The 19,973-nt window shown below is 75.4% G+C and carries 18 protein-coding genes and 1 riboswitch; of the genes, 11 read left to right on the top strand and 7 right to left on the bottom strand.

Annotated features, from left to right (window positions below; all coding sequences use genetic code 11):
* The first annotated feature begins 101 nt into the window (after positions 1–101).
* From ACZ407_RS31760 to ACZ407_RS31745, 4 genes are all read left to right on the top strand, one after another.
* Positions 102–740 (top strand): class I SAM-dependent methyltransferase, encoded by a 639-nt coding sequence (locus tag ACZ407_RS31760; protein ID WP_468134407.1) that lies wholly within the window; start codon positions 102–104, stop codon positions 738–740.
* 173 nt (positions 741–913) lie between these two features.
* Complete coding sequence (locus tag ACZ407_RS31755; protein WP_468134406.1) at positions 914–1,933, top strand: N-acetylmuramoyl-L-alanine amidase; 1,020 nt, start codon at positions 914–916, stop codon at positions 1,931–1,933.
* A 137-nt stretch (positions 1,934–2,070) separates the two neighbouring features.
* Entirely contained in the window at positions 2,071–2,934 is an 864-nt protein-coding gene (locus ACZ407_RS31750) for a hypothetical protein (RefSeq protein WP_468134404.1), read from the top strand.
* Positions 2,935–3,088: 154 nt separating this feature from the next.
* Positions 3,089–4,099: an LLM class F420-dependent oxidoreductase gene (locus ACZ407_RS31745; RefSeq protein ID WP_468134402.1), complete on the top strand. Its 1,011-nt coding sequence runs from the start codon at positions 3,089–3,091 to the stop codon at positions 4,097–4,099.
* Positions 4,100–4,292: 193 nt separating this feature from the next.
* Here ACZ407_RS31745 and ACZ407_RS31740 read toward each other — a convergent pair whose 3' ends face one another.
* The 4 genes from ACZ407_RS31740 to ACZ407_RS31725 form a co-directional block, all read right to left on the bottom strand.
* A complete protein-coding gene (locus ACZ407_RS31740; protein WP_468134517.1) occupies positions 4,293–4,784 on the bottom strand; it encodes a hypothetical protein in 492 nt (163 codons plus the stop codon).
* 327 nt (positions 4,785–5,111) lie between these two features.
* Positions 5,112–6,206 carry a prenyltransferase/squalene oxidase repeat-containing protein gene (locus ACZ407_RS31735; protein WP_468134400.1) on the bottom strand — a complete coding sequence of 365 codons (1,095 nt, stop codon included), beginning with the start codon at positions 6,204–6,206 and terminating at the stop codon, positions 5,112–5,114.
* Positions 6,203–6,937 (bottom strand): class I SAM-dependent methyltransferase, encoded by a 735-nt coding sequence (locus ACZ407_RS31730; protein WP_468134398.1) that lies wholly within the window; start codon positions 6,935–6,937, stop codon positions 6,203–6,205. Before ACZ407_RS31730 ends, ACZ407_RS31735 begins: the two co-directional genes overlap by 4 nt.
* Before the next feature lie 69 nt (positions 6,938–7,006).
* On the bottom strand, positions 7,007–8,347 hold the full coding sequence (locus tag ACZ407_RS31725; RefSeq protein ID WP_468134396.1) for a glycosyltransferase family 4 protein: 1,341 nt from the start codon (positions 8,345–8,347) through the stop codon (positions 7,007–7,009).
* Between the two features lie 206 nt (positions 8,348–8,553).
* On the opposite strand from ACZ407_RS31725, the gene ACZ407_RS31720 reads away from it, so the two are divergent.
* Positions 8,554–9,186, top strand: coding sequence for a TetR family transcriptional regulator (locus tag ACZ407_RS31720; protein ID WP_468134394.1), 633 nt, complete (start codon positions 8,554–8,556; stop codon positions 9,184–9,186).
* On the opposite strand, the gene ACZ407_RS31715 is transcribed toward ACZ407_RS31720, so the two are convergent.
* The 3 genes from ACZ407_RS31715 to ACZ407_RS31705 all read right to left on the bottom strand — a co-directional run bounded on the left by ACZ407_RS31715 (position 9,183) and on the right by ACZ407_RS31705 (position 11,644).
* The gene (locus ACZ407_RS31715) at positions 9,183–9,806 is read right to left on the bottom strand and encodes a hypothetical protein (protein ID WP_468134392.1); all 624 of its coding nucleotides are present in this window, start codon (positions 9,804–9,806) and stop codon (positions 9,183–9,185) included. The genes ACZ407_RS31720 and ACZ407_RS31715 overlap by 4 nt on opposite strands.
* Positions 9,807–9,941: 135 nt before the next feature.
* The gene (locus tag ACZ407_RS31710) at positions 9,942–10,175 is read right to left on the bottom strand and encodes a ferredoxin (RefSeq protein ID WP_468134390.1); all 234 of its coding nucleotides are present in this window, start codon (positions 10,173–10,175) and stop codon (positions 9,942–9,944) included.
* A complete protein-coding gene (locus ACZ407_RS31705; RefSeq protein ID WP_468134388.1) occupies positions 10,175–11,644 on the bottom strand; it encodes an aldehyde dehydrogenase in 1,470 nt (489 codons plus the stop codon). The genes ACZ407_RS31710 and ACZ407_RS31705 overlap by 1 nt, the downstream gene beginning before the upstream one ends.
* Positions 11,645–12,075: 431 nt before the next feature.
* Here ACZ407_RS31705 and ACZ407_RS31700 point away from each other — a divergent pair, with 431 nt between their 5' ends.
* From ACZ407_RS31700 to ACZ407_RS31675, 6 genes are all read left to right on the top strand, one after another.
* A complete protein-coding gene (locus ACZ407_RS31700) occupies positions 12,076–13,125 on the top strand; it encodes an MBL fold metallo-hydrolase (protein ID WP_468134515.1) in 1,050 nt (349 codons plus the stop codon).
* Positions 13,126–13,228: 103 nt separating this feature from the next.
* Positions 13,229–13,299, top strand: a riboswitch (cobalamin riboswitch).
* Positions 13,300–13,431: 132 nt separating this feature from the next.
* Positions 13,432–14,697, top strand: a complete 1,266-nt coding sequence (locus tag ACZ407_RS31695; protein ID WP_468134386.1) for a prenyltransferase/squalene oxidase repeat-containing protein — start codon at positions 13,432–13,434, stop codon at positions 14,695–14,697.
* Positions 14,694–15,359 carry an SCO2322 family protein gene (locus ACZ407_RS31690; protein ID WP_468134384.1) on the top strand — a complete coding sequence of 222 codons (666 nt, stop codon included), beginning with the start codon at positions 14,694–14,696 and terminating at the stop codon, positions 15,357–15,359. Before ACZ407_RS31695 ends, ACZ407_RS31690 begins: the two co-directional genes overlap by 4 nt.
* 92 nt (positions 15,360–15,451) lie before the next feature.
* Positions 15,452–16,801 carry an energy-coupling factor transporter transmembrane component T gene (locus tag ACZ407_RS31685; RefSeq protein ID WP_468134382.1) on the top strand — a complete coding sequence of 450 codons (1,350 nt, stop codon included), beginning with the start codon at positions 15,452–15,454 and terminating at the stop codon, positions 16,799–16,801.
* Positions 16,798–18,825, top strand: a complete 2,028-nt coding sequence (locus tag ACZ407_RS31680) for an ABC transporter ATP-binding protein (protein WP_468134380.1) — start codon at positions 16,798–16,800, stop codon at positions 18,823–18,825. The genes ACZ407_RS31685 and ACZ407_RS31680 overlap by 4 nt, the downstream gene beginning before the upstream one ends.
* Complete coding sequence (locus tag ACZ407_RS31675) at positions 18,822–19,739, top strand: ECF transporter S component (RefSeq protein ID WP_468134378.1); 918 nt, start codon at positions 18,822–18,824, stop codon at positions 19,737–19,739. Before ACZ407_RS31680 ends, ACZ407_RS31675 begins: the two co-directional genes overlap by 4 nt.
* Positions 19,740–19,973: the final 234 nt, after the last annotated feature.

Here is a 19,973-nt window from a genome sequence, read left to right as displayed (position 1 = left end):
GCGGCGCGGCACCGCCGCCGGCACCGGGCGGCACCACGCCCTGCACCGCACACCACCCCACTGCACTGCACCGCACTGCACCGAACCTGCCGGGAGGCACCATGGCACCCAAGCCGGAGATCCTCGCCGCCTTCGAGGCGGCCAAGGGGTTCATGCCGCTCCGGGAGGGCCTGGCCCTGTACGAGGCCGCCACGGCGGCGGCCGCCCTCGGCCTCCCGCTGCTGGAGGTCGGCACGTACTGCGGCCGCTCCACCCTCCTGCTCGCCGACGCCGCCCGCGAGGCGGGGCTGGTCGCGATCACGGTGGACCACCACCGCGGCAGCGAGGAGCAGCAGCCGGGCTGGGAGTACCACGACCCGACCGTCGTGGACCCCGAGGTGGGCCTCATGGACACCCTCCCGACCTTCCGGCGCACCCTGCACAAGGCCGGCCTGGAGGAGCACGTGCTCGCGCTCGTCGGCCGCTCCCCGCAGGCGGCGGCCGTCTGGGGCGGGCCGCTGGGCTTCGTCTTCATCGACGGGGGCCACACGGACGAGCACGCCACGGCGGACTACGAGGGGTGGGTCCCGCACCTGGCCGAGGGCGGGATCCTGGTGATCCACGACGTGTTCCCGGATCCGGCGGACGGGGGGCAGGCGCCGTACCGGATCTACTGCCGGGCGGTGGCGTCGGGCGCGTTCACGGAGGTCTCGGTGACGGACTCGCTGCGCGTGCTGCGACGCACGGGGCCGGGCCTGTAACACCCCCCGGGGGCCCCGCCCCCCGAACGCCGGACGGGCCGGATTTCGCCGCCCCCGCCTCGAACCTGCGGCTCTCCAGCCCGGTCGGCGATTGAGGCGCGGGGGTGGTGGTGGACATGCCGCGGGCGGGGTAACGGGGGGCGGGGCGGGGCGCGCGGCACTAGCATCGCGACGTGCCGTACGACGACAGCCCTCCGCTCCCGGAATCCGCAGACTCCATCCCCCCCGGCCCCCAGCCCTGGCTCCTCCGCCGCTCCACGCTCACCGTCGCCCTGGCCGCCCTCGCCCCGGTCTGCCTGGCCGGCTGGGTCCTGACCCAGGTGTTCGGCGGCAGCGCCGAGCCCGCGGCGGCCGGGCCGGGGCCGCAGGTGCCCCCGCCGGTGCCGGCCGCGCAGTCCCCCCGCCCCGCGCACTCGGGCGACGCCAAGGCCAGCCGCGCTCCGGCGACGAGCCCGGCCCCCCGCACCCCCGCCACCGGCACCGGCACCGGCACCCCCACCGGCACCGGCAAAGGCACCGGCCCCCTCGCCGGCCGCACCGTCGTGGTGGACCCCGGCCACAACCCCGCCAACTTCCAGCACTCCCGCGAGATCAACCGGCTCGTGGACATCGGCACCGGCCGCAAGGAGTGCGACACCACCGGTACGACGACCAACGCCGGGTACAAGGAGGCGGACTTCAGCCTCGACGTGTCCCGCCGCCTGCGCACGATCCTCGAACGACAGGGCGCCCGCGTGGTGCTGACGCACGAGGCGGAGCGCGCGTTCGGCCCGTGCATCGACGAGCGGGCCCGGATCGGCAACGAGGCGGCCGCCGACGCCGTGGTCTCCGTGCACGCGGACGGCTCCTCCGCGGGCAACCGCGGCTTCCACGTGATCCTCCCGGCCAAGGTCAAGGGCGGGGCGGCGGACACCGCCGCGATCGTCGGCCCGTCCCGCGAGCTCGGCGAGCGCATCGCGGGCAACTTCCTGCGCACGACGGAACTCGCCCCCTCCAACTACGTGGGCGGCGGCTCCGGTGTGGTCGTGCGCGACGACCTCGGCGGCCTCAACCTCTCGAAGCGCCCCAAGGTGTTCATCGAATGCGGCAACATGCGTGACGCCAAGGACGCTGCCCTGCTGACGGATCCGCAGTGGCGGCAGAAGGCGGCGCAGGGCATCGCGGACGGCATCGTCGGCTTCCTGGGCGGGTAGTCGTGGACGGGGGCCGGGTGCCCCCGCCCGACCCTGCGCCGGGAGGATCCGTACGATGGTCCCCGCCTCGCTCCGCCCCTGGCAGCGGCCGCGGCACCACGAGACGACGAGACGACGAGACCGAGAAGGACATCCAAGTGAACATCCGCTCCCTCACGAGAGGCGACGGCGTGGTGATCGGAGCAGCGGCGTTGCTGTTCATCGCCTCGTTCCTCGACTTCTACTCCGTCGACGGCCTCGACATGCCGAGTGCCTGGGACACCGACTTCTCCGGCCTGGCCCTCCCGACGATCTTCCTGCTCGGGTTCATCGGCACGGGCCTGCTCCTCGCCTCGCGCTTCCAGCCGGAGTCCCGCCAGCTCCTGGGCCTGCCCATGGCCTCCTGGGGCGCGGTGCTGCTCGTGGCCGCCGCCTGGGCCTCGCTGTGGTCGCTGATCCTGACCCCGGACCGCGCGAGCCTGGGCGCGGGGGCCATCCTCGCCTTCCTGGCCACGTTCGCCCTGGCCGGCGTGACGCTGTTCGGTTCGAAGGTCCCCGCCCTCAAGGGCGCCCTGCTGTCGGCCCCGGCCCCCGCGGCGGTCCCGTACGGCGGCCAGCCCGGCCAGCAGCAGCCCGGCGGCTACGGCTACCCCGGCCAGCAGCAGCCCTTCGGCGGCCCGCAGGCGGGCGCCGGGGGTCCCGGCGGCCTGTACGGCGGACAGCCGGAGCAGGCGCAGCAGCCGCACGCCGCGGGCGGGCAGCAGCACGACCCGGCGGCCGGCCGGCACGACGCCGGTCCGCAGGCGGGTGGCCCGGCGGCGGCGTTCGAGGCCTTCTGGTTCGCGGTTCCCGCCGCCCGGCCGCTGTTCGCGGAGGACGGCTCCGGCGCGCAGATCGCCGAACTGGCCCCCGGCACCTGGTACCTCGCGGTGGACCAGCGCGGCCCGTCCGCCCTGGTCGCGCAGACCCAGGACGGCCGCCGCGGCGTCCTCCAGGACACCTCGGACATCCAGCGCGGCTGACGCGCCCCGGCCGGGACGCCCCGGCCCGCACCAGCGGCCCCCCGCCCTTCCGGGCTGGGGGCCGTTGCCCTACAGTCCCCTGACTGACCGTCAGATGACGGTCGCCCGCGACGGACCTGCACGGCTCGTGCACCGGCTGCAACGGAGGGGACCCATGCGCCTGGGACTCGCGCTCGGCTACTGGGGCCGCGGCCCCCAACCGGCCCATCTCGACCTGGCCGCCGAGGCCGAGCGGCTCGGCTACGACTCGGTGTGGACCGCCGAAGCCTGGGGCTCGGACGCCTTCACCGCCCTGACCTGGATCGCCGCCCACACCTCGCGGATCCGGCTGGGCACCGCCATCGCGCAGATGGCCGCCCGTACCCCGACCGCCACCGCGATGCAGGCGCTCACCCTCGACCACCTCTCCGGCGGCCGGATGATGCTGGGCCTGGGCCTGTCCGGGCCGCAGGTGGTGGAGGGCTGGTACGGCCGCCCGTTCCCCGCCAGCCCGCTGACCGCGACCCGCGAGTACGTGGACGTGGTCCGCCAGGTCCTGCGCCGCGAGGGGCCGGTCGCCCTCGACGGCCGCTTCCACTCCCACCCGTACCGGGGGCCGGACGGCACCGGCCTCGGCAAGCCGCTCAAGTCGATCACGCATCCGCTGCGGGCGGACCTGCCGGTGCTGCTGGGCGCCGAGGGCCCGAAGAACATCGCGCAGACCACCCGGATCGCCGACGGCTGGCTCCCGCTGTACTGGTCGCCCGTCCGCCCGGAGGTCTACAAGGACGCGCTCGCGCAGGTGCCGGACGGGTTCGTGATCGCGCCGATGGCCCGGGCCCGGGTCTGCGAGGACGTCGCGGAGGGGCTGCTCCCGGTCAAGGCCATGCTCGGGTTCTACATCGGCGGCATGGGGCACGCGGCCCGCAACTTCCACGCCGATCTGATGGGCCGGATGGGGTACGAGGAGGAGGCCCGCCGGATCCAGGAGCTGTTCCTCGCGGGCCGCAAGGAGGAGGCGGTGCTCGCCGTCCCCGACGCCTTCGCGGACGAGATCTCCCTGGTGGGCCCGCGGGAGCGGATCGCGGAGCGGCTGGAGCTGTGGCGCTCGGGTCCGGTGACGGACCTCCTGGTCACGGCCCCGGACCTGCACACGCTGCGGGTCCTGGCCGAGCTGAACTCCTGAACCGGACGGCCCGCAGCCGCCGGACCCCGTGCGGGGTCCGGCGGCCGGGGGCCGGGCGGGGGTGGCGGCGGGCCGGACCAGCCGTGCCGGGAGCGGGGCCATGTCCTCCGCGGCGCAGGCCGGCGGCGGCTTCCGCCGCGCGCCCGGGCCCCTGCCGGGCCCGGTCCCCCGCCGGGCCCGGTCCGCCGACCCGTCAGCCGCCGGCCAGCTGGCCCGCGCTGGGCACCTTGTCCACGACCTCCGCGCCCGCGCTCCTGCCCGCGTCCTTCACCCCCTTGATGACGTTCTCGAACGAGGAGACGTCCGCGTCCCCGGCCTCGCCCTTGCGCAGCTTCGTCCCGAGGCCCTTCAGCGACTCGATGCCCGCGCTCAGCGGGGCCACCGCCTTCGACAGCAGCGGGTCGCCCTTGGCGTTGTTGACGGCCGCCTTCAGCCGGTTGTACGCGAAGGCCCCGGCGAGGCCCGCCTTGATGAGGGCGAAGGTGCGGCCCTTGGCGCCCTTCTTGAACTTGCCCGCCCGGTACGGCTTGACGATCCACTGGTACGTCGCCCCCGCCGCGAGCCCCGCATTGGCCACGAAGCGGGTCTTGGCGAGGCGCTGCCGCTCGACGGTGGCAGTGGGCGAGGGCTCGGCCTCCAGGGCGGCCAGGGCCTCGGCCTGCCACCCGGCCTGCGCCGCCTGCATCTGCACGGCCAGGGCCTGCTCCGCGTACCCCGCGGGGGTGAGGGACAGCGGGACCGCTCCGGCCTGGCCCCGGGGCGCCGCCGTGCTCGCGCCGCCGGCGCCGCCGCACCCGGTGGCTCCGGCGAGCAGCGCGGTGGACAGGGCCAGGGCGGTCAGGACGCGGCGGAATCGGACGGCTGTGGGTATGGACGGTCTGGACACGGTGTTCCTCCGGGGGAGTGAGGTGTCCCCCGCAGGTTCACCCGCGTGCCCGGACCCCGCCACTCGGGCCACCCGATCGGGCGGTCCCGGTGGCGCGGGCCCGGGCCGGGCCGCATCATGCCGCCGTCACTCCGCGGTGCCGGTGCAGCAGTCCGGGTCGAGCCCCGAGGGGAGCCCGGTGCCGCCGAAGACCGCCGTGGTGGCCTCGTCCCCGCCGAGGGCGGCGACCGCCAGGAGCAGGGAGCCGGCCGTCCACGTGGTCTGCTCCACGGGCCACACCGCGCGGTCCTCGTAGACGTATCCGGTCCAGTACATGCCGCCTTCGGCCCGCAGGTGGCCGATGGCGCGCAGGATCTCCAGGGCCCGGTCCGACTCGCCCATCGCCCACAGGGTGAGGGCCAGTTCGCAGCTCTCGCCGCCGGTGACCCACGGGTTGGGCAGGACGCAGCGCACGCCGAGGCCCGGGACCACGAACTCGTCCCAGCGGGCCTCGATCCGCGCCTTGGCCCCGGCTCCGGTCAGCGCCCCGCCGAGGACCGGGTAGTACCAGTCCATGGAGTAGCGGTCCTTGTCGAGGAACCGCTCGGGGTGCCGGCGTATCGCGTGGGCGAGGGAGCCGGCCGCGAGCTCCCAGTCGGGCTGGGGCTCCTCCCGGTGCTCGGCGATGGCCAGGGCGCAGCGCAGCGCCTGGTGGACGGAGGAGGAGCCGGTGAGCAGGGCGTCGGTGACGGGGGTGCCGTCGGCCTCGCGCTTCCAGCCGATCTGGCCGCCGGGCTGCTGGAGGCCGAGGACGAACTCGACGGCCGCGTAGACCACCGGCCACATGCGGTCGAGGAAGGTGTCGTCCCCGGTCGCCAGGTAGTGGTGCCAGACGCCGACGGCGACGTAGGCGGTGAAGTTGCTCTCCTTGCCGCCGTCCTGGGGGGTGGCGGTGTCCACGCCCTCGGGCCGGTCGGCGTAGGCCGCGTACCAGGAGCCGTCGGCGTTCTGGTGCCGGGCCAGCCAGGTGTACGCGCGCTCGGCGGCGGCGTGCTCGCCGGCGGCGTCCAGGGCCATGGCGGCCTCGGTGTGGTCCCACGGGTCCAGGTGGTGTCCGCGGAACCACGGTATGGCGCCGTCCTCGCGCTGCACGGCGAGGATGCCGGCGACGGTCTCCGCCGCCTGCTCCGCCGTCAGCACCCCGGGCAGGACCAGGTGTTCCGTACGCCCGGGCGTGCTCACTGCGCCGCGCCGACGGGGAGGTGGGGCTTGGTCGCGTACGCCACGAAGCTCTTGCCGATGACGGGGTTGAGGGCCTGCTCGGCGAGGCGGGTGGCGAGGGGCTTCTTCATGATGTCCCAGACCAGGAGCTTGTGGTACGCGCGGACCGGGAGGGCCTTGTCGTTGTCCACGCCGAAGGCGCACTTGAGCCACCAGTACGGGGAGTGCAGCCCGTGCGCGTGGTGGGTGCCGTACGGCTTGAGCCCGGCCTGCTCCATCTTGCCGAGGAGCTCGTCGGCCTTGTAGATGCGGATGTGGCCGCCCTCGACCTCGTGGTACGCGTCGGAGAGCGCCCAGCAGATCTTCTCGGGGCCGTAGCGCGGGACGGTGATGGCGATGCGGCCGCCGGGCTTGAGGACGCGCACCATCTCGGCGAGCACGCCCTTGTCGTCCGGGATGTGCTCCATGACCTCGGAGATGATGACGACGTCGAAGGACTCGTCGGGGAAGGGCAGGGCGAGCGCATCGCCCTCCATGGCGGTGGCGGTGGCGCCGGCGGGCGCCTCCCCGGCCTCCTTCATGGCGGCGAACCACTTGGCGACCTCGCGGATCTCCTCGCCGTTGCGGTCGAGCGCGACCACCTGGGCGCCGCGCCGGTAGCACTCGAAGGCGTGCCGGCCGGCGCCGCAGCCCAGATCGAGTACGCGGTCGCCTGCGGCGAGCGGGAACCGGGAGAAATCGACGGTCAGCACGAGGGCCTGCCTTCGCGGTCGAGGGTGTGGAGGTGGTGCGTCATCGCGGGGTGGTCCTGGAGCCTCGGTTCAGCGGGCGGTGCGGGCGCGGCCGCCGGCGCGGGCGATGGCGGCGCGGTAGTGGGCGACGGTGCCCTCGGCGGCCTTGGCCCAGGTGAAGTTCTCCAGCACCCGGCGGCGCCCGGCGTCGCCGAGCCGGCTGCGCAGTTCCCCGTCGCCGAGCAGCCGGCCGAGGGCCGCGGCGAGGGCCCCGGCGTCGCCCGGGGGCACGGCGAGGCAGGTCTGCCCGTCGGGGCCGGCCACCTCGGGGATGGCCCCGCCGGTGGTGGCGACGAGGGCGGTGCCGGTGGCCATGGCCTCGGCCGCGGGCAGCGAGAAGCCCTCGTAGAGGGAGGGCACGCAGGCGATCTGGGCGCTGCGGACGAGGTCGACGAGTTCGGCGTCGGTGATGCCCTTGACGAACCGGACCGCGTCCTGGAGGCCGTACGTCTCGATGGCCTTGGCGACCGGGCCGCTCTCGGCGCGCTTGCCGACGACGACGAGGTGGGCGCCGGGGTGCTCGGTGCGGAGCTTGGCGAGGGCCTCGATCAGGTACACGAGCCCCTTGAGGGGGACGTCGGCGCTGGAGGTGGTGACGATCCGGCCGGGCACCTCGGCGACGGCCGGGTCCGGGGACCAGAGGGCGGTGTCGGCGCCGATGTGCACGACGTGGATGCGGTCGCGGTCGACGCCGAGGTGGTCGGAGATCTCCTGGCGGGAGGAGCCGGAGACGGTGAGGACGGAGGGCAGCCGGCGGGCGACCCGGCCCTGCATGCGCGTGAAGGCGTACCAGCGGCGCACGGAGGCGCGGCGCTTGCGGTCCTCGGCGGCGTCGAGCTCCAGCTGCCGGTCCACGGTGATCGGGTGGTGGATCGTGGTGACCAGGGGGGCGCCGAGGTCGGCGAGGAGGCCGTAGCCCAGGGTCTGGTTGTCGTGGACGACGTCGAACTCGCCGCGGCGGGCGGCCAGGTGGCGGCGGGCGCGGAGCGAGAAGGTGAGCGGCTCCGGGAAGCCGCCGGTCCACATGGTGGCGACCTCCAGCGCGTCGATCCAGTCCCGGTACTCGCCGCGCTTGGGCGTCCGGAACGGGTCGGGCTGGCGGTACAGGTCCAGGCTGGGGAGTTCGGTGAGGGAGAGGCCGCCGCCGGGGACCCCGTCGGTGACCTCGTCGAGGACGGCGTAGGGCTGCGCGCCGATCACTTCGACGGTGTGGCCGAGGCGGGCCAGCTCCCGGGAGAGGTGCCGGACGTAGACGCCCTGGCCGCCGCAGAACGGGTTCCCTTTGTACGTGAGGAGTGCGATGCGCAACGGGCGGTCGCCGTCAGTGGCGGAACCCGCGAAAGGGCTCTCCACCATGGCCTCAGCGGTCACTCCCGGCCCCCTTCTCACTGCACTTTCGGCGGAGCGTAACCGCTCGGATAATCTAGAACAAGTTTCAGACTTGATCCGTCGAAGAGCATTGAATCTACCGGCCGGAAACCACACCGTAAGAGGCGGAGCAGGTGATTCGCGCCACCACCGGCGCTGCTGCCATGCTGAGCCACCGGAGCTCACGGAAAAGCGAAGAGATGGGACACATGACAGGGGAAGCCAAGGCCGTCACCCCCGCCTCTCCGCCCCTGACCGAACGGCAGGAGGCGCGCCGGCGGCGGATCCTGCACGCGAGTGCGCAGCTGGCGAGCCGGGGCGGCTTCGACGCCGTGCAGATGCGGGAGGTCGCGGAGTCGTCCAGCGTGGCCCTGGGCACGCTGTACCGCTACTTCCCGTCGAAGGTGCACCTGCTGGTGGCGACGATGCAGGACCAGCTCCAGCACATGCACACGACGCTGCGCAAGCGCCCCCCGGCCGGGGACGACCCCTCGGAGCGGGTGGCCGAGACGCTGATGCGCGCCTTCCGCGCGCTCCAGCGGGAACCCCATCTGGCGGACGCCATGGTGCGTGCGCTGACCTTCGCGGACCGCAGCGTCAGCCCGGAGGTGGACACCGTCTCCCGGCTGACCACGGCGATCATCCTGGACGCGATGGGCCTGGACGGACCGCCGACCGCCGAGCAGCTGTCGGCGGTCCGGGTCATCGAGCACACCTGGCACTCGGCGCTGATCACCTGGCTGTCGGGGCGGGCCTCGATCGCCCAGGTCAAGATCGACATCGAGACGGTGTGCCGGCTGATCGAACTGACAGCCCCGGAAACGTCCGGATCGCAGCGCTAGGAGGGCGGTTCCTCCAGCAGGAGGGCCTGCTCCTCGGGCGTGAAGGCGCGCATGCAGGCGTTCTCGGTGGCGTTGAAGGACAGCATCGTCATGGACCGGAGGCTGTGGAGGCGGGCGTACATGGTCCAGCCCCGCTTGGTGAGCACCACCTGCACGGACGTGCTCTTGGCGTCCGGCTTCTGCTCGCTGCGGCCCTCGTCCTGCCAGCCCCGCCCGGCGAGTTCGGCGAGGGTCTTCTCGTACGCCTTGGCCGGGTCCGCCACCTCGTGCTCGCGGACGCCCAGGCCGGACCAGGTCCACAGGGCGGTGCAGGACGCCGCCCGGTGCTCCAGCTTCTCCTTGGCGCTCGCCGAGGCGGGGGCGGAGGCGGGCAACTCGCCGCGCGGGCGCCCACTGTCGGGCAGCCCGGCGGCCTTCGTGGCGGCGTTGACGTCCTCCTGCGCGGCCTTGCGGGAGAAGGAGCCGCCCGCCGCGGCGTCCGGCCCGTCGAGCTCGCGCTCCGCGCTCGGCGCCGCCGTGGCCGCCCCGCCCGCCTTGGCGTCGGACCCGCCGCCGGCCCCGCAGCCGGCCAGCAGCAGAACCGCCCCGGCGGCCAGCGCCGCCCACTTCGTCCCGTACATGTGCGTCCACCCCTTGCGAACCCCCGGAACAGGTCCGCCCGGGGTGTCGCAGGAGTGTGCCACACGGGTTCGGGCGCGAGTGCGGGCCGGGGCGCGGGCCGGGTGGCCGCGACGAGCGCCCGGCCGGGCCCGGGGTCATTCCTCGGGCGGGAAGACCGGTTCCCCCGAGTCGCGCAGGGTGATCAGGATGGCCTCCACCGGGCAGCCCTCCGCGGCCGCCAGCACCGGTTCGCTCGCGTCCGTGTCCGCCGCCACCGGGTGGGACTGGCGGGCCGAGTCCAGGGTGAAGCCCTGCGGGGCGTGCGTCACGCACATGCCCGAGCCGATGCACACCCCCCGGTCCACCTCGACGTGCCAGCGGTCCCCCATCAGGCACCCGCCCCGGGCTCGTAGCCGGCCGGCAGGTGGATCATCTTGTGCTCCAGGTACTCGCCGAGTCCCTCGGGGCCGAACTCGCGGCCCAGACCGCTGTTCTTGTAGCCGCCGAAGGGGCCCATCATGTCGAGGCTGAAGGTGTTGACGTTGTACGTGCCCGTCCGCACGCGCCGGGCGAAGTCGATGCCGTGCTCCACGTCCGCGGTCCACACGCTGCCGCTGAGCCCGTAGTCCGAGTCGTTCGCGATCCTCGCGGCCTCCTCCTCGGTGCCGTACGGCAGGAGGCAGACGACCGGACCGAAGATCTCCTCGCGGGCGATCCGCATGGAGTTGTCCACGTCGCCGAAGAGGGTGGGCTCCACGTACCAGCCGCGCTCCTGCGCGCGCGGCACCCCGCCGCCGGTGAGGACCTTGGCGCCCTCCTCCTGCCCGATGCGGATGTAGTCGAGCGAGCGCTGCTGCTGCCGCTGCGCGACGAGCGGGCCGACCTGGGTGGCCGGGTCGAGCGGGTCGCCGACCACGAGCGCGCCGGCGGCGGCCGCGAGGGCCTCGGCCACCTCGTCGTAGCGGCTGCGCGGGGCGAGGATGCGGGTCTGGGCCACGCAGGCCTGGCCGTTGTTCATCCAGGCCGACTGGACGAGGCCCGGGACGGTGGTGGCGAGGTCCGCGTCGGGCAGCACGACGGCCGCCGACTTGCCGCCCAGCTCCAGGGTCACCCGGGTGAGGTTGCGGGCGGCGACCTCCATGACCCGCTTGCCGGCCGCGACGGAACCGGTGAACGCGACCTTGTCCACGCCGGGGTGGCCCACCAGGTACTCGCTGACCTCGCGGTCGGCGGGGAGCACGGAGAGCACCCCCTCGGGGACCCCGGCCTCGGCGGCGATCTCCGCCAGCAGGTAGGAGTCGAGCGGGGACTCCGGCGAGGGCTTGAGGATCACCGAGCAGCCGGCGAGCAGTGCCGGGCCGAGCTTGGCGGCGGCGACGAACTGCGGGACGTTCCACGGCACCACGGCCGCGACCACCCCGACCGGCTCGCGGCGCACCAGGATCGGCCCCAGCACGCCCTGCCGGTGCTCCTCGTACGTGAACTCGCGGGCGACGGTGACGGCCGCGTCGTAGACCATCATCGGGCCGAGGGCCTGGGCCAGGACGCTCCAGGAGTAGGGCGAGCCGTTCTGGGAGCTGATCGAGCGGGCGATCTCCTCGTGCCGCACGGCGATCGCGTCCTTGATCCGGGTGACCACCGCGATCCGCTCGTCGAGGCCCATCCGGGGCCAGGGCCCGTGCTCGAAGGCCTGCCGGGCGGCGGCGACGGCCCGGTCCACGTCCTCCCGCGAGGCGTGCGGGACCCGCCCGATGACCTGCTCCGTGTGCGGCGAGACGACGTCGATGGTCCCCGCCCCCAGCGGGTCGGCCCACTGCCCGCCGATGAACAGCTTTCCGTGTTCCACGAGCTCGGTCATGGCTGATGCCTCCTGCGGCCCGGCGCTTCCTGACGCTGTTTCGGAACTGCGTTTCGGAACTGATACCAGTTCTAGTTCCAGGAGTCCACGGGCAGGACGGAAGGGGGCGGAAGATCCGCTGACTGGCCGGGAAGCCGCGTAAATGGTCGACTTGGGCTACGACTGGAACGAGTTCTCGTTACTGTGGGCCAGTACCTCAGCCAGGACAGGGGGCCACCATGCCGGACGCACCACAGGGGTCGGAGAGAGCGCAGCGGCCGCGGGGGCCGGAGGGACCGCGGGGGGTCGAGGCCGGGGGGCGCGGGTCCGGGGACGACGGGCGCGGGCCGGGGGACGACGGGCGCGGGTCCGGGGACGACGGGCGCGGGCCGGGGGACGCCCCGGGTGGGCCCGAAAACGCCCGGCAGCCGCAGCCGCAGGAGGCCGGGCCGCTGCCCGTGCGGGTGCTGGACCACGGTGGCGGGGTGCACTCCGTCAGCGTGCCGATCCCCGACAACCCGCTCGGGCACACCCTCGTCCACGTCCTCGACACCGGCCGCGGCCCGGTGCTGGTCGACACCGGCTGGGACGACCCCGAGTCCTGGGACACGCTGGTCGCGGGCCTCGGCACGCTGGGGATCGCGCCCGGGGACGTGCACGGCGTGGTGATCACCCACCACCACCCCGACCACCACGGCCTGTCCGGCCGGGTCCGGGAGGAGTCCGGGGCCTGGATCGCCATGCACGCGGCCGACACCGCCGTGGTCCGGCGGACCCGCGAGGCCGAGCCCGCCGTCTGGCTCGACTACCTCGGGGACAAGCTCGCCGCCGCCGGCGCCCCCGAAGAGCACCTGGCCCCGCTGCGCGCCGCCCGGCAGGCCGGCCGCATGCGGACCCTGCCCGGCCTGCGCGCCGCCCTGCCCGACCGGGAGATCGAACCGGGCGAACTGCTGCCGCTCGCCGGGCGGCGGCTGCGGGCGGTCTGGACTCCGGGACACACCCCCGGGCACGTCTGCCTGCACCTGGAGGAGGAGCACCCCGCGCAGCTCCCCGGCAACGGCCGCCTGTTCTCCGGCGACCACCTGCTGCCCGGCATCTCCCCGCACATCGGCCTGTACGAGGCCCCCGACGAGCACGGGGTCACCCAGGTCACCGACCCGCTGGGCGACTACCTGGACTCCCTGGAGCGCATCGGCCGGCTGGCCCCCGCGGAAGTCCTCCCCGCCCACCAGCACGCCTTCACCGACGCCCCCGCCCGGGTCCGCGCCCTCCTCGCCCACCACGAGGAGCGCCTCGAAGGGCTCTGGCGGCTGCTGCACGAGCCCCTCACCCCCTGGGGCCTGGCGGAGCGCATGGAGTGGAACCGCCCCTGGGACCGGATCCCGTACGGCTCCCGGAACATCGCCGTCTCGGAGGCCGAAGCCCATCTCCGCCGCCTGGTCAAACAGGGCCGCGCCGAACCGGTCCCGGGCACGGACCCCGTCCGCTACCGGGCGCTGTGACGGGCGAAACCAGGCCCCGCGGGCTTGCGAGGCGCGGGGGTCCGGAGGCAGAGCCCCCGAAAACGGGCCGGTACAGTGGCCCGGTCGTCAACACTCCGCAACGGGGAAAGCCGGTGCAAACCCGGCGCTGACCCGCAGCCGTGAGCCGCCCCCGGGCGGCAAGCCGGAATGCCCGGCGCGGACGTGCACGGCTCGTGCCGCCGGCCCACCCGGTCCCGGTGGCCGGCACCGTCGAGGAATACGGAGCCGGAGCCCGGTGCCCCCGCGTGCCCGCTCCGCTCCCCGCACGAGAGGCACCCGCCCGCCATGACCGTCCGACGCAGCGCCGCCGCGCTCGCCGCATCCGCCGTGCTCTGCCTGGCCGCCGCCCCCGCCGCGTTCGCCGCTCCCGTCCCCCCGGTGATCCCCTCCGGCCTGTACGGCAAGACCGACCCGACGTACGACGGCGTGTGGCGCCAGTCGCTGGCCTTCCTGGCCCAGGACACCGTCGGCCTGGTCCCCGACGGCCAGGCCGTGGACTGGCTCACCGGCCAGCAGTGCGCCAACGGCTCGTTCACCCCGTTCCGCGCCGACGCCTCGAAGCCGTGCGACGCCAAGAGCACGGCCGACTCCAACGCCACGGCCGCCGCCGTCCAGGCCCTCGCCGCGCTCGGCGGCCACGAGAGCGCCGTGAAGAAGGCCACCGACTGGCTGAAGTCGGTGCAGAACGAGGACGGCGGCTGGGCCTACAGCCCCGGCCCGGGCGCCGCGAGCGACGCCAACTCCACCGCCATCGTCGCCGGCGCCCTCGCCGCGGCCGGCGAGAAGCCGGAGTCGGTCCGGTCCAAGAAGGACAAGACCGCCTACGACGCCCTGACCGTGCTCCAGCTGGCCTGCGAGCAGAAGGGCGTGTCCACCGCCGCCGACATGGGCGCCTTCGCCTACCAGCCCGACAAGCAGGGCAAGCTGGCCGCCAATGCGGACGCGACCGCCGCGGCCGCGCTGGGCGTGCTCGGCAAGGGCCTGGTCGTCGAGCCCCCGAAGGCCGACGTGCCGATCCGGTCGAAGCCCCTCGCCTGCAAGCGCGGTCCGAAGGACGCGGCCCAGTCCGCCATGGGCGCCGCCGACTACCTGAGCACGGTCATGGCGAAGACCGGCGACCACCTGATGTCCGCGATGCCGGGCGCCACCGACCAGCCCGACCACGGCAACACCGCCGACGCCGTCCTCGCGCTCGCCGCGGGCGGCCACAAGGCGGCGGCCGCGAAGCCGCTGGCCTGGCTGGAGAAGAACTCCGCCGCCTGGCTGAAGACGGCCGGCCCGGCCGGGTACGCCCAGCTGATCCTGGCCGCCCACGCCGGCGGGGCCGACCCGCGCGCCTTCGGCGGCACCGACCTGGTGGCACAGCTGGGCGCGCAGGGTCCCGAGGCCGTCCCGGCCGCCGACCGGGCGGGCAAGGCGGGCGACGCCGAGGACACCAAGGAGGAGTCCTCCGGCAACGGGAGCATCTGGTGGATCGTCGGCGCGGGCGCCGTGGCCGGCATGGGCATCGGCATCCTGCTGAGCGGCCGCCGGAAGCGGCAGCAGCCGTGACCCGGCTGCGCCGCGCGGCCCTGCTGCTCCTGGCGGGGGTCCTGCTGACCCTGCCGGCGGCGGGGCCCGCCTCGGCGGCCGGCTACCGGTACTGGTCCTTCTGGGAGGGCGCGGCCGGCGCCTGGAGGTACGCCACCCAGGGCCCGGCCCTGGCCCGGCCCGCCGACGGGGACGCCATCGGCTTCCGGTTCGCGGTCAGCGCGGACTCCTCGGACGCGTCGAAGCCCCGGGCGGCGGCGGACTTCGCGAGGATCTGCGCTGCCGTCCCGGAGCAGCCGGACCGCAAGCGGGTGGCCGTGGTCATCGACTTCGGCGAGCCCCGGGACGCCCCGGCGGGCGAGACCCCGCCGCGGCCGGCCCCCCGCACCGCCTGCGCCTCGGTCCCCGGGGCGGCCACGGCGGCCGACGCCCTCGCCTCGGTCGCCAAGCCGCTCCGCTACAACAGTGCGGCCCTGCTGTGCGCGATCTCGGGCTACCCGCGCCAGGGCTGCGGCGAGCAGGTGGCCGCGGAGCAGCCCGCCGGAGCGGGTCCGTCCGACCGCCCGGCGGCCGCCGACCCCTCCGACGGCGGCCCGTCGCTGGCCCTCCCGGCCGGCCTCGCCGCCCTCGCGGCCCTCGCCGCGGCCGCCGTATGGCAGTCCCGCCGCCGCCGCACGCGATGACCCGGCCCCGTCCGCCCGCCCCGGGCCGAGACCGCCGCCCGGCCACCGGCGCCCCCGGCCCCGGCTCGGCGCCCGCGTCCGACTCCGTGTCCGTGTCCGTGTCCGTCTCCGGCACCGTCTCCGGCGCCAAGGGTGGCCGGGCGGGTCGGGGTGCCGGTGCCGGTGCCGGTGGCCGGGATGCCGCCGTCCGCGGCCGGGCTGCCGGGTCCCGCCGGGGCGCCCCCGGCAGCCGGGGCGGCGCCGACACTCCGGGCGACGGCGGCAGCCAGGGCGGCGGCCGCCTCGCCCGCTGGGTCGCGCCCGAGGCGAGCCGGAGCAATGCGCTGCACGCCGGTGCCTGGTGGCTGTGGGCGCTCGGGCTGGCCACGGCCGCGTCCCGGACCACCAATCCGCTCCTCCTCGGCCTGATCGTCGGCGTGGCCGGGTACGTGGTCGCCGCGCGCCGGACCGACGCGCCGTGGGCCCGCTCGTACGGCGCCTTCGTCAGGCTGGGGCTGTTCGTCCTCGGGCTGCGGCTCCTCTTCTCCGTCCTGCTCGGCTCCCCCGTCCCCGGCACCCACCTCCTCGTCACCCTGCCCGAGGTCCCGCTGCCCGCCTGGGCGCAGGGCATCCGCCTCGGCGGCCGGGTGACCGCCGAGCAGCTCGTCTTCGCCCTCTACGACGGGGTCCGGCTCGCCACGCTCCTCATCTGCGTCGGCGCCGCGAACTCCCTCGCCAACCCGGCCCGGCTGCTCAAGTCCCTGCCGGCCGCCCTGTACGAGGCCGGGGTGGCGGTGGTCGTCGCGATGACCTTCGCGCCGAACATGGTCGCGGACGTGGTCCGGCTCCGGAACGCGCGCCGGCTGCGCGGCCGTCCGACCGGCGGGGTGAAGGCCGTCCTCCAGATCGGCCTGCCCGTCCTCGAAGGCGCCCTCGAACGCTCCGTCGCGATGGCCGCCTCGATGGACGCCCGCGGCTACGGCCGGACCGCGCAGGTCCCACCCGCCGTCCGGCACACCACCAACGCGCTCACCCTCGGCGGCCTGCTCGGCATGTGCGCCGGCACGTACGGGCTGCTCGCCGCCGAGGGCGCCCGCTACGGGCTGCCGGTCCTCCTCGGCGGGCTGGTCCTGGCCCTGGCCGGGCTGCGGCTGGGCGGCCGCCGCAGCATCCGCAGCCGGTACCGGCCCGACCGGTGGGGGCTGCGGTCCTGGCTGGTGGCCGGGTCCGGGGCGGCCGCGGCGGCCGTGCTGATCCGGGCGGCCGGCACCGACCCTGCGGGCCTGCACCCCGGGGTGGTCCCGCTGGTCGCCCCCGGGCTGCCGCTCTGGCCGGCCGCGGCCGTCCTCGCCGGCCTGCTCCCCGCCTTCGTCGCCCCCGTACCGGCGGCCGCCGCACGCCCCGCGGCCCCGGCCCGGCGGCCGCACCGCCCGCAGTACGCCCCACCGGAGGAAAGCAAGTGATCCGCTTCGAGCAGGTGTCGGTCACCTACGACGGTGCGGACGCGCCCGCCCTCCGGGACGTGGACCTCACCCTCCCCGAAGGGGAGCTGGTCCTGCTGGTGGGGCCGTCCGGGGTCGGCAAGTCCACCCTCCTCGGCGCGGTCTCCGGGCTGGTCCCGCACTTCACGGGCGGCACCCTCCGGGGCCGGGTGACCGTGGCGGGCCGGGACACCCGTACCCACATGCCGCGCGAGCTCGCGGACGTGGTCGGCACGGTCGGCCAGGACCCGCTCGCCCATTTCGTGACCGACACGGTCGAGGACGAGCTCGCGTACGGCATGGAGTCGCTGGGGCTGGCCCCGGCCGTCATGCGCCGCCGGGTCGAGGAGACCCTCGACCTGCTGGGCCTGGGCGAACTCCGCGACCGGCCGCTGGCGAGCCTGTCCGGAGGCCAGCAGCAGCGGGTCGCGATCGGCTCGGTGCTGACCCCGCACCCGCAGGTGCTGGTCCTCGACGAGCCCACGTCGGCCCTGGACCCGGCGGCCGCGGAGGAGGTCCTGGCGGTCCTCCAGCGCCTGGTCCACGACCTGGGCACCACCGTCCTCATGGCCGAACACCGCCTGGAACGCGTCGTCCAGTACGCCGACCGGGTCCTCCTCCTCCCCGGCCCCGGCGCCACCCCCCTCCTCGGCCCGCCCGCCGAGATCATGGCCGTCTCCCCGGTCCACCCCCCGGTCGTCTCCCTGGGCCGCCTCGCCGGCTGGACCCCCCTCCCCCTGTCCATCCGCGACGCCCGCCGCCAGGCCACCCCCTTGCGCACCCTCCTGAGCAACACCCCGACCAAGCCGAAGACCCGCGACCAGCCACCCGCACCCCCAGAAGCACCCTCGGCGCAAAACCCGAACGCGACCGAAGAGCCGACCGCGGCGACCCGCCACACTCCAGCCCCGCCGGCGATTGAGGTGCAGGGGCCCGGGAGCAGCGCCCCCGAAGGGCCCGGCCCCCGACCCCGCCGCACCCTCGGAGAGCCGAACGCGGCGACCGGCCACACTCAAGCCCCGCCGGCGATTGAGGCGCGGGGGTCCGGGGGCAGCGCCCCCGAAGGGCCCCGCCCCCGACCCCGCCGCACCCTCTTCGACCGCCTCCGCAGGCCCCGCCCCACACCCCCGCCAGCCCCCGCAGGCCCCGCAGGCTCGTGCGCAAACCCGGAACCCGTAGCCCGTACGGAAAACCTCACCGTCCGCCGCGCCAGAGCGGAAACCCTCCGCGGCATCACCCTCACCGTGCGCGCCGGCGAAACCCTCGCCCTCATGGGCCGCAACGGCGCCGGCAAGTCCACCCTGCTCGGCACCCTCGCCGGCATGACCGAGCCCGCCACCGGCTCCGTCCGGGTCGGCGGGCTGGTCCCGCACCGGACCCCGCCCGCGGACATGGTCCGCCGCGTGGGCCTCGTACCGCAGGAGCCCCGCGACCTCCTGTACGCCGACACCGTCGCGGCCGAATGCGAGGCGGCGGACGCCGACGCGGGAGCCGCGCCCGGCACCTGCCGGGAGCTGGTGTCCGCGCTGCTGCCCGGCGTACCGGACGACACGCATCCGCGGGACCTCTCCGAGGGACAGCGGCTGGCCCTCGCCCTCGCCCTGGTCCTCACCGGCCGGCCGGGCCTGCTCCTCCTGGACGAGCCGACCCGCGGTCTCGACTACGCCGCCAAGGAGCGGCTGATCGGGATCCTGCGCGGCCTGGCCGCCGCCGGCCACGCCATCGTGCTGGCCACCCACGACGTGGAGCTCGCCGCCGAGCTGGCGCACCGGGTGGTGATCCTCGCGGGCGGCGAGGTGGTCGCGGACGGGCCCACCGCGGAGGTCGTGGTCTCCTCCCCCGCCTTCGCCCCGCAGGTCGCCAAGGTCCTGGCCCCCGGCCACTGGCTCACGGTCCCCCAGGTGGCCGCGGCCCTGGGCGCCCTGCCGGCGCCCGGCGAAACCCCGGCCGGCACCACCGCACCCGCCTCACCCGCCTCACCCACCACCCCGGGGGCCTCCACATGACCGGCCCCTCCCACCCCACACGCCGCACCCCCGGCACCCGCGGCACCCCCGGCACCCGCCGCACCCGCCCCATCCGCATCGGCCCCCGCGCCGCCGCCGCGCTGGTCCTGGTCACCCTGATCGGGATCGCCGCCTTCGGATGGCCCCTGCTCGCCGACCGGCAGTCCGGGCTCGCGCACTCCCAGGACGCCCCCTGGCTGTTCGCCGCCCTGCTCCCGCTGCTGGTGGGGGTGGTGGTGGCGACCATCGCGGACGACGGCATGGACGCCAAGGCGGTGGCGATGCTCGGGGTGCTGGCGGCCGTGGGCGCCGCGCTGCGCCCGCTGGGCGCGGGCACGGCCGGCCTGGAGCCCATGTTCTTCCTGCTGGTGCTGAGCGGCCGCGTACTCGGCCCCGGCTTCGGCTTCGTGCTCGGCGCCGTCACGATGTTCGCCTCCGCCCTGCTCACGGGCGGGGTCGGCCCGTGGATGCCGTTCCAGATGCTCGCGATGGGCTGGTTCGCCCTGGGCGCGGGCCTGCTGCCGGGGGCGGACCGGCTCCGCGGCCGGGCGGAGCTCGCGATGCTGTCGGCGTACGGATTCGCGGGCTCCTTCGCCTACGGGACGGTGATGAACCTCCAGGGCTGGGTCCTGCTCCAGGGCATGGGGGAAGGGGTGTCCTTCCATCCGGGCGAGCCCGTCCCGCAGAACCTGGTCCGCTTCCTCGCCTACTGCCTGGCCACGTCCGTGGGCTGGGACCTGGGCCGGGCCGTGCTGACGGTGGTCCTGACGGCGACCCTCGGCGCGACGGTGCTGCGGGCCCTGCGCCGGGCCACGAGGAAAGCGGGGTTCGATGCCCCGGTTTCCTTCGATTCGGGGGCCGGAAGTGGCCCGGGGAACACCCCTGAAAGGGGTACGGGCGGTCACGCGGGGTGAGATCGGGGCCGTGATCCGGTGAGGCGGGCCACAGGACCTACGTCACAAACGAAGCGGGATAGTAGTCCTGCGGAGGGCCCCGGCGGCCCCTTGCACGCGCTCCGGCCTGGGCGGACGGGCCCGCGGCCCGGCCGGGGCGGGGGGCCCGTGCTGCGAGGCGGGCTAGTACCGGGGGGTCGTTGCCAGGCGGGCGGGGGCCTGGCTAACTGGTGTTGTCGCCGAGGCGGCCCGGGT

The organism is Streptomyces sp. NPDC030809 (assembly GCF_055572195.1).
This window is presented reverse-complemented; position numbering and strand designations above follow the sequence as displayed.